The organism is Fusobacterium sp. SYSU M8D902 (genome assembly GCF_040199715.1).
Lineage (GTDB): Bacteria > Fusobacteriota > Fusobacteriia > Fusobacteriales > Fusobacteriaceae > Fusobacterium_A.
Genome location: NZ_JBEFNA010000002.1, coordinates 43,578 through 53,846 on the forward strand (window position 1 = coordinate 43,578; position 10,269 = coordinate 53,846).

General features: G+C 31.8%; 6 protein-coding genes. 4 read left to right on the top strand and 2 right to left on the bottom strand.

Annotated features, from left to right (window positions below):
• Window positions 1-76: 76 nt before the first annotated feature.
• Complete coding sequence (pnp, locus tag ABNK64_RS01540; RefSeq protein ID WP_291255415.1) at window positions 77-2,176, bottom strand: polyribonucleotide nucleotidyltransferase; 2,100 nt, start codon at window positions 2,174-2,176, stop codon at window positions 77-79.
• Window positions 2,177-2,391: 215 nt separating this feature from the next.
• Between pnp and ABNK64_RS01545 the strand changes: the two genes are divergently transcribed.
• The 3 genes from ABNK64_RS01545 to ABNK64_RS01555 all read left to right on the top strand — a co-directional run bounded on the left by ABNK64_RS01545 (window position 2,392) and on the right by ABNK64_RS01555 (window position 7,928).
• Window positions 2,392-4,686 (top strand): patatin-like phospholipase family protein, encoded by a 2,295-nt coding sequence (locus ABNK64_RS01545; protein WP_349763261.1) that lies wholly within the window; start codon window positions 2,392-2,394, stop codon window positions 4,684-4,686.
• 271 nt (window positions 4,687-4,957) lie between these two features.
• Window positions 4,958-6,469, top strand: coding sequence for a YfcC family protein (locus ABNK64_RS01550; protein ID WP_456878407.1), 1,512 nt, complete (start codon window positions 4,958-4,960; stop codon window positions 6,467-6,469).
• A gap of 19 nt (window positions 6,470-6,488) precedes the next feature.
• Complete coding sequence (locus ABNK64_RS01555) at window positions 6,489-7,928, top strand: aminoacyl-histidine dipeptidase (RefSeq protein WP_349763262.1); 1,440 nt, start codon at window positions 6,489-6,491, stop codon at window positions 7,926-7,928.
• A gap of 83 nt (window positions 7,929-8,011) precedes the next feature.
• On the opposite strand, the gene ABNK64_RS01560 is transcribed toward ABNK64_RS01555, so the two are convergent.
• Window positions 8,012-8,740, bottom strand: a complete 729-nt coding sequence (locus ABNK64_RS01560) for a GntR family transcriptional regulator (RefSeq protein WP_300341842.1) — start codon at window positions 8,738-8,740, stop codon at window positions 8,012-8,014.
• A 218-nt stretch (window positions 8,741-8,958) separates the two neighbouring features.
• On the opposite strand from ABNK64_RS01560, the gene ABNK64_RS01565 reads away from it, so the two are divergent.
• The coding region (locus ABNK64_RS01565; RefSeq protein WP_349763263.1) for a YjjI family glycine radical enzyme at window positions 8,959-10,269 on the top strand (1,311 nt) is incomplete at its 3' end.

Genomic DNA, 10,269 nt, shown 5'->3' on the forward strand with positions numbered 1-10,269 from the left:
CTCTAAATATTATAATTACTCATACAGTTTAAAGAGATTTGAGTGTCATCTTTCAATGACACTCATATTCTCAATATTACACTCTCTTTTTACTTAAACTTATTTTTCCATTGTCAGTAGAGATAACTTTTACGTCAAATACATCTCCTACTTTTAATACATCCTCTACATTTGCTACTCTCTCTTGAGAGATTTCAGAAACATGTAAAAGTCCCTCTTTACCTGGTAATATTTCCATAAATGCTCCAAATTTTTGGATACTTACAACTCTACCTGAATAGATCTCTCCAACTTCTACATCTTTAACATAAGAATTTACCAATCTTACTGTTTCAACTAAAGCTGCCTCATCTTTACAGAATATAGAAACTTTTCCATCATCATTGATATCAACAGTTGCTCCAGTTTGATCAATTATTCCTTTTATATTTTTTCCTCCTGGTCCAATTAATGCTGCTATCTTATCAGTTGGGATAACCATTTGATGTATTCTTGGTACATTTGATTTGATAGGTGCTGGAGCAGGAATTGTGTTGTTCATTAGCTCAAGAATTTGATTTCTAGCTTCTAAAGCTTGTTTTAAAGCTATTCTCATTATCTCTTCTGTAATTCCTGTTATTTTTATATCCATTTGAAGAGCTGTTATACCATTTTTAGTACCTGCAACTTTAAAGTCCATATCTCCTAAGTGGTCCTCTAGTCCCATTATATCAGTTAATACAGTGAACTCTTCTCCCTCTTTTATAAGTCCCATTGCGATTCCAGCTACATGCTCTTTTATAGGTACACCTGCAGCCATCAATGATAGTGATCCACCACAGATTGAAGCTTGTGAAGATGATCCATTTGATTCAGTGATCTCAGATACAACTCTTATTGTATATGGGAACTCCTCCTCTGAAGGTATAACATATCTTAACGCTCTCTCTGCTAAAGATCCGTGTCCTAACTCTCTTCTACCAGGGCTTCCCATTCTTCCAGTCTCTCCTACTGAATATGGTGGGAAGTTATAGTGTAGATAGAATTTTTTGTAGTATTCTTTTTCTAAGTCATCTACTAATTGTTCATCCTCTTTAGTTCCTAGTGTTGTTACAACTACTGCTTGAGTCTCTCCTCTTGTAAACATTGCAGAACCATGTGGAATAGGTAGACAATCAACCTCTGCAAATAATGGTCTTATCTCAGTTGTTTTTCTTCCGTCTACTCTATGTTTGTGGTAAAGAATAGCATCTCTTACCAATTTTTTCATTAAGTCGTGGTAATATCCTTTGAACTCAATTAAAACATCTTCAGGGAATTCTACATCTTCTCCCTCTCCATAATTTTCCACTTTGAATGTTTCTAATAACTCTTCTTCTAGTGAATCTACAGCTTCCTCTCTATTTTTCTTACCTAAAGTTAGAACTGCTGCTTGTAATCTCTCCATTCCTCTCTCGTCAATGAAGTTCTTAACTAGTGGCATAACTTCTGGTTTTACAAATTCCATCTTCTCTTTTCCAACTTCTTTTGCAAAAGCTTCTTGGAAATCACATATCTTTTTGATATTTTCGTGAGCAAACATAATAGCTTTTAACATAGTCTCTTCATCTAACTCTTTTGCTCCTGCTTCAACCATGTTTATAGCTTCTTTTGTTCCAGCTACTGATAATTCAAGCTCACTTGTCTCTAACTCCTCTGGAGTAGGGTTTAGTATGAACTCTCCATCTTTATAACCTATTACAACACCTGCAACTGGTCCTAAAAATGGTAGATCTGATAACATTAATGCCATTGATGATCCAATTATTCCTAAGTAGTCAGGTGTATTTTTCTCATCAAATGAAAATACAGTATTTACAATGTGTACATCATAGTTGAATCCATCTGGAAACATAGGTCTTATTGGTCTATCTATAAGTCTTGCTGTCAATGTAGCATTTGTTGATGGTTTTCCCTCTCTTTTATTGAATCCTCCAGGGAATTTTCCAGCAGCATAAAACTTCTCTATATAATCTACTGTCAATGGGAAAAAGTCATTTTCCTTTCTAGGCTCCTTACTTCTGTTTACTGTACTTAAAACTACAGTATCTCCGTATTGTACCATTACAGCTCCACAAGATTGTCTCGCTATTTTACCAGTAGAAAAAGTAAGTGTTCTACCTGCTAATTCCATTTGAACTTTTCTCTCGTCAAACATATATCCTCCTATAAACTTTACAGATTAGGAAGTAAATAATAAGGAGTAAAGAAACAAGTTTTTATTTCCTTACCTCTTACTACTTAATCTTCCTAATCTTTTTTATTAGTATTATAGCATTTTTAATGGTAAAAATCAAACTTTAGATCATTCTTTATTTTATTTTTTTTAAAAGTTTGATATAATATAATAGTATGGAAAATATGGGAGGAAAAATGAAAAAATTTACTTTAGCTATGTATTTAATTTTTTCTATACTCTTTATTCAAACTAAAACTTTTGCTAAAACACTAACTTCTAAAGAAGATTTTGAGATAAATAATTTAAAAGAGCAGATTAAAATTTTAGAGAATAAAATTACTCAATTAGAAAAAATTAAAAAAAATAAATTTAAAAAGAATAAAAAGAATATAAAAATAGGCTTGGCATTGAGTGGCGGTGGAGCAAAGGGACTTGCTCATATAGGTGTCCTCAAGACTTTAGAGAGTTTAGGTATTCGTCCAGATTACATAACTGGTACAAGTGTAGGAGCTTTGATAGGAGCTCTCTACTCTGCTGGATACTCACCTGATCAGATTGAACAAATCTTATCTAAAAATACCTGGGATGAGTTTATCAACGGTGATTTTGTAGAGGATAAAATTCCCTTAGAAAAGAAAATTAATAACAAAAACTATATGGTTTCGGTCAAATATGACAATAAATTTAATTTCTCTCTGCCTAAAAGTTTTGGAAATAGTCAGATGATGTATTTTGAATTAAAAAAACTCCTAAATAGTGTAGAGGATATCAAAGATTTTGATAAATTACCAATTCCACTTAGAATTGTAGCAACTGATCTTAATACTGGAGAAGCTGTAGCTTTTAAAGAGGGAGATTTAGCTAAAGCCATTGTTGCAAGTACGGCTATCCCTACTATATTTGACCCTGTTGAGATTGATGATAGACTCTATGTTGATGGGCTTGTTTCTAGAAACTTTCCAGTTGTTGACGCCATTGATATGGGAGCTGATGTAGTAATTGGTAGTGATGTTGGAAATGAGATAAAAGATAAAAAAGAATACAATATCATCAGTGTGTTAAATCAGCTTGTTGCTATTCAAAGTGCTTCTTCTACAGATGAGCAGAGAAAACTTGCTTCTATATTAATAACACCTGATGTACTTGAATATTCAGCTACAGAACTAGATAAAAGTAGTCTTTTTGTAGAATTGGGTGAGAAGGCTACAAAGGAGAAACTACCTCTTTTGGAAGATCTTCCTAAAAACCTCACTAAACCAACTCCTAAGTTAAAACTAAACAACAATGTTTGTATTAAAAATATAAAGTTTAAAAGTGATATTTCTGAAAAAAATCAAGCTATTATAGATAGCTCTCTCTCTAATATCATAGATAAAGATATTTCATTAGAGGAGTTGGAGATGCAACTTCTAAAACTTTATGGTAATGAAATTATCAACTATCTATACTATGATATTGAAGATGATAATTTAGTTCTAGATGTTGGAATAAATCCTAATAACTCTGTTGGAATGGGAGTTAAGTATCTCACTGGTTATGGAACAACTTTTGATATAGGTACAACTATTACAAATTTTGGAAAAATTGGAAATAATACCCTTGTCAACTTACAAGTAGGGGATTATTTAGGAGTAAATTTTAAAAACTTTATATACTATGGTTATTCTAATAAGATTGGTATTTTTGCCAACTTTGATTACAACGAGAATCCATTCTTCCTATATAATGGAAATAAAAAGATTTCAAATCTATTGGTTAGCACCTTTGATGCAGAGATTGGAGCTCTTACCCAATATAACAATCAACTGACTGTAGCATATGGGATCAACAGTTCCTATGCTAAGCTAGAGCAAGAAACTGGTTCCCTCAATCCTAATGAAATCGAATATTCTAAAAACTACAATGGAGCTTTTTTCAAAGTTAATTTTAATACTCTTGACTCTGAAATATTCCCGCATTCTGGAGCAAAATTAGATTTTAAATACAGCTGGGAAGGAAGCTTTGATAAAGCAAACTCTAGTTTTTATGGTCCTCTCTATACTTTTGATGGTTACCTACCAATCACTAAAAAAATTACATTTAATTATGGTCTATCTGGTGGAGTTATTAAAGGTGATGAGGTTACTTCTATGGATAAGTTTATCCGTTTAGGTGGAACTAAAAATAACCTTCAAAATAAAGATTTTGCTTTTTATGGTTATTTCTATCAGCAAAAACTTGTGGAAGATTTTATGATTGGTAAATTGGGAGTAAGTTACAAACTTGATACAAATCTCTATTTAAATGCTCGTTGGAATATTGGAACTTACAGTGATTTAAAAGAGAGCCCATCCCCTAATAAAAAAGTTATCTGGGAAGACTACTCTCAAGGTTTCAACCTTTCATTAGCTTATGGAAGTATTTTAGGCCCTATTGAATTTTCAGTATCAAAAGATAATGAAAGTGGAGAACTTATCTCACAACTTAGTATAGGTTATATATTTGATTAAATAATTTAAAGGAAAAAATTGCTATAAAGTAATTTTTCCTTTTTTTTTATATCATTTTTTTTTAATTACAATTTTAAAAATTGCTCAAATTATGCTCTAGGGTTAATTTTTCCTTGACACTATTATAAATTTATCTTATATTATACTTATATTGTGTATAATTGTGTTAATTTTATATATTTTAAGATGTAAAAAAATACATTTTTTACATAAATTTAACTTTCTATATATTTGCACAATCAAAATATTTTAAATTTAAGGAGTGATTACTTTGGGTCAAAAGAAAAAACGTGAATTTCCCACAGCCTTTACAGTACTATTTGTCATCTTAATTTTTGCAGCTATTCTTACTTATATCGTACCATCTGGTAAGTTTTCTAGACTTACATATGATGATGCTACAAGAGAGTTTGTTATAACTGATCACAATGATGAAACAAAAGTTGTTCCTGCTACACAGAGTGTGCTAGATAACTTTAATATTCAATTGGATCTATCTAAATTTGAAGATGGATCAATTAAAAAACCTATTGCTATCCCTGGAACATATGTTCAGATTGAGCAACAGCCTCAAGGTTTAGTAGAGGTTATCAAATCACCTATTTTAGGTACAATGGATTCTGTTGATATTATGATCTTTGTATTGATCTTAGGTGGAGTTATTGGACTTGTTAATAAAGTTGGAGCCTTTGATGCTGGAATAGGAGCTCTTTCTAAGAAAACAAAAGGAAAGGAATTTATCTTAGTTATACTAGTATTTGCTCTAACTACTTTTGGTGGAACTACCTTTGGTCTAGCAGAGGAGACTATAGCTTTCTATCCTATTTTGATGCCTATTTTCCTAATTAGTGGTTTTGATGCTATCACTTGTATAGCAGCTATTTATATGGGATCATCAATTGGAACTATGTTCTCTACTGTCAATCCATTTTCAGTAGTTATTGCATCTAATGCTGCTGGAATAAGCTTCACTAATGGTTTAGTATTTAGAGTTATTGTATTGATTGTTGGTTCTATTATAACTTTAGCTTATATGTATTGGTATACAGTTAAGGTAAAAAATGATCCTACTAACTCACTTGTTTATGATGAAAACGAAGCTATAAAAGAGCGTTTCTTAGGAGACTACAACCCAGATGTTGTAATTGAGTTTACTTTGAGAAGAAAATTGATAATACTTGTATTTACTCTTGCATTCATTATTTTAGTTTGGGGAGTTGCCTTTGGTGGTTGGTGGTTCGAAGAGATGTCAGCTCTATTCCTTGGAGTTGCTATCGTAATCATGTTCCTATCTGGTCTTTCTGAAAAAGATTCTGTTAATACATTTGTTGACGGAGCAGCTGAATTGATTGGGGTAGTTCTTACAATTGGACTTGCTAGAGCTATCAATATAATAATGGATAATGGAATGATCTCTGACACTCTACTAAACTACTCTATAAATATGGTTAGTGGAATGAGTGGTTCTATGTTTGCACTTGCACAACTTGGAGTATTCTCATTCTTAGGTTTCTTCATTCCATCATCATCAGGACTTGCTGTACTTACAATGCCTATAATGGCTCCTCTTGCTGACAGTGTTGGTCTATCTAGAGATGTTGTTATCAATGCTTACAACTGGGGTCAAGGATTGATGTCTTTTATCACTCCAACAGGTCTTATACTTGTTACACTTGAGATGGCAGGAACTACATTTAATAAGTGGTGGAAATACATAGCTCCATTGATGGGAATTATGGCTATCTACTCCATAGTTGCACTTATTATTTCAACTTTTATATAAATTTAATGGGGGGATTTTTATGAGAAAACTAGACGGTTTAAAACCTGAGAGAGTCTTTTACCATTTTGAAGAGATTTCAAAAATACCTAGAGAATCATATAACGAAAAAGAAATTAGTGATTATCTAGTTGAATTTGGTAAAAAATTGAATTTAGAAACATACCAAGATAAATTTTATAACGTTATCCTTAGAAAAAAACCTGCTCCTGGTTATGAAAATGCTCCTAGTATAATACTTCAAGGACATATGGATATGGTGTGTGAAAAGGAGAATGATAGTAACCATAATTTTAAAACAGATCCTATCCAATTAATTGTCGAGGGAAATATTCTAAAAGCCAACAAAACAACACTTGGTGGAGATAATGGAATTGCTCTTGCTATGGGTATGGCTCTACTAGAGGACGACTCTATAAAATGTCAAGTTGAACTATTGGTAACTACTTCTGAAGAGGTTGATTTGAACGGTGCCCTATCTCTTGAACCTGGACTTTTACAAGGAGATATGTTAATAAACTTAGACTCAGAAGATGAGGGAGTGGTTACAGTTGGTTCAGCTGGTGGAATTGAGTTAGATATCAATCTTCCTATCTCAAAATATGAAGTAAAAGATTCTACAATCTACACTATCACATTGGATAAACTACAAGGTGGGCACTCTGGGACTGAGATAAACCAAAATAGAGGAAATGCTAACAAAATAATGGGAGAGCTTCTTTCACAATTAGAAAAAGTTGATAACTTTGATTTTATTGAAATCTCTGGTGGTAGTAAGGACAATGCTATTCCTAGAAGTGCAAAGAGTATAATAGCATCTAATAGTAACACTCTCGAAAAAAATATATTAGCAATTACTAAAAATATTAGTGACAAATACACAACTCATGAACCTAATATGGATTTCCAACTAGAAATAGCTCCTATTGATAAGATTTCAGCTATATCTCAAGAGGATTTCCATAAATATATTGAGGCTATTGAAAAACTGCCTACTGGTGTTAATACTTGGATGAAAGAGTATCCAGAGATCGTTGAATCTTCTGATAACTTAGCTATTGTAAATACTTTAGATAGATCTATCAATATTATTATCTCTTTAAGAAGTTCTGAACCTCTTGTTCTTAACCAATTAAAAGAGAAGATAACTACTGTCCTAGATGAAGTTGGAGCTAATTTTGAATTTTCTGCTGGTTATCCTGAGTGGAGATTTAGAGCAGAATCAAAACTAAGAGATAAAGCTTTAGAAGTGTATAAAAAACTTTATAACAGTGAAATGAAAGTGGAGGTAATTCACGCAGGACTTGAGTGTGGAGCTCTTTCACAAAACTATCCTAATATTGACTTTATAAGCATTGGACCTAACTTGAGAGATGTTCATACTCCTGGTGAATATCTAGAGATTGATTCTACTGAAAGAGTCTATAACTACGTTCTTGAGCTTATAAAATCTATGTACTAAAAATTATAAAATCAAAAAAGGAAAAAAGTTACTTTATTTATATTGTAATTTTTTTCCTTTTCTTTATCTTAAATTCTCACTTATTACTTTCGATAGATTATAAGCTCTCCACTCTCCAAAGGAATGTAGTGCTTATTAAACATTATGGGAGCTCCATCTTTTCCATAGAGTGTTTCAGATAAAAGATGACATCTATTATCCTTTGACAGTCTATATTTAACTGATGAAATATTTCCAATCTCTGAAAAACTTACCTTCAATATAGAACTTTTAGCAACCTTGTAAATCTCTTCATTGAGATAATTTAAAAATTTCTCCTTATCATTCAAATCAATCTTTCCAGCTAGTACTGTTTCAGCTGGAATTACTGAAATAGTATAGGCCACAATCTCTCCATCTATCTTAAACCATCTATCTGCAAATATAACTATTGATATCTGTTTACCAAATATCTCTGTTGTATAATCATTTCCTGGCTCAATTCTAAACTCAAACTCCACCTCTGTAATCTCTTGTGTAACAACAGAATAGATAGGATTCTTTAGTAACTCCAAGCCATCTTCTACTTTTATTCTCTCTTTTACTATAAAGCTTCCCTTTCCTTGAATAGATTTAATAATCCCATCCTCTTGTAATAATTCCAATGCCTGTCTTAAAGTTGAACGACTTACACTCATCTCTTTAGCTAACTCAATTTCAGCTGGTAATCTATTCTCCTCTGAAAATTTCCCAGATTTTATCATTTCAAAAAGTTTATTATAAACTGCTATACACCTAGGTGTTTTTTTAGGATAATTTATTTTATTCAACATACTTAAGGTGTCACTTCCTTTCCCAATTATCATACAATTAATTATATAACAACACTCTCTTTATTTCAAGAATGATTAATTTTTCTCTTTATTATCTCTTATTATTCAATAGTTGTCTGTAAAAAACAAACAAGTATTAAACTTGTTTAAAAACAATTGATTTTTCCCTTTAAATGTGATAATATTAACATAATTACTAAAGATACTTAGGAGGATTTATGATATTAGAAACTATTAAGTGCAACTCTTTAACTTATGAGCAGAAAATTATTACTTTAGCTAGATTAGCTGAAAATAGCTTAAATGTTCTCAATAAGAGTGAAAAATTAAAAGAGTATATGGAGAAAAATATCATCTGTGATCTAATGGAGGGAGAAGCTCCTTACAGACCTAGATATATTGTTCCTGACTATGATAAATTTATGAAACAGGGAAGTGAATTTTTAGGTTTAGATACCCCTACTAATATTTGGGAGGCTGTCAATAATCTTTTAATCCTTTATAAACATGTTCCTTCAATCACTACAATGCCTGTTTATTTAGGTAATATTGACTATCTTTTAGATCCCTTCATAACTGATGAAAATGAAGCATATCTAGCTATCAAATTGTTTTTAAAACATGTAGATTCTACAATAACAGATTCTTTTTGCCATGCCAATATAGGGCCATTAGAAACAAAAGCTGGAAGGATTATACTGAAGGTTATGAGAGAACTTCAACTTCCTACACCAAATCTTACATTGAAATATGACGAGTCCACTTCTAAAGCTCTTGCTCTTGACTCTATCGAAACTGCTTTGTCAACAGCTAAACCAAGTTTTGCTAATAACAAGATGTTTGAACAAGATTTTAAAGGGGAATATGGTATTGTTAGTTGTTACAATGGATTGAAAGTTGGTGGTGGAGCAAATACACTAATCAGAATCAAATTGGGAACTTTAGCTAAAGAAGCTCAATCGATTGAGGATTTTTTCACTAGAGTACTTCCTGATGTTACAGCTGAGGTTTTAACTTTTATTGATGAAAGATCTAGATTTTTAATTGATGAAAGTGGATTTTTTGAAAGCTCTTTCCTTGTTAAAGAGGGACTTATTGAAAAAGAAAAATTTACAGGATTGTTTGGAGTTGTAGGTTTAGCTGAATGTGTAAACCATCTACTAAATGCAACAGAGCAAAAAAAGAGATTTGGTTATTCAGAAATAGCAAATGAACTTGGAGAAAAAATTATAAAAACTCTATACACTTCCATAGAAAATCATAAATCTAAATATGCTGGTAGTTTCTTTAACAACTCTCACCTATTACATTCACAAGTTGGAATTGATACAGATGTCAACGAAAGTCCTGGTTGTAGAATCCCTATTGGAGAAGAGCCAGAACTTTTAGAACACATTTTACAATCAGCTCCATTCCATAAATATTGTCCTAGTGGAATAGGAGATATATTCATCTTTGATCAAACATACAACAACAATATTGAAGCTATCTTGGATATAATAAAGGGAGCTTTTGCCAATGAGATGAGA

Excerpts from the sequence above, each read along its gene's own strand:
- ABNK64_RS01560 (WP_300341842.1), bottom strand. The coding sequence starts at position 8,740 with ATGTTGAATAAAATAAATTATCCTAAAAAAACACCTAGGTGTATAGCA.
- pnp (WP_291255415.1), bottom strand. The coding sequence starts at position 2,176 with ATGTTTGACGAGAGAAAAGTTCAAATGGAATTAGCAGGTAGAACACTT.
- ABNK64_RS01545 (WP_349763261.1), top strand. The coding sequence starts at position 2,392 with ATGAAAAAATTTACTTTAGCTATGTATTTAATTTTTTCTATACTCTTT.
- ABNK64_RS01555 (WP_349763262.1), top strand. The coding sequence starts at position 6,489 with ATGAGAAAACTAGACGGTTTAAAACCTGAGAGAGTCTTTTACCATTTT.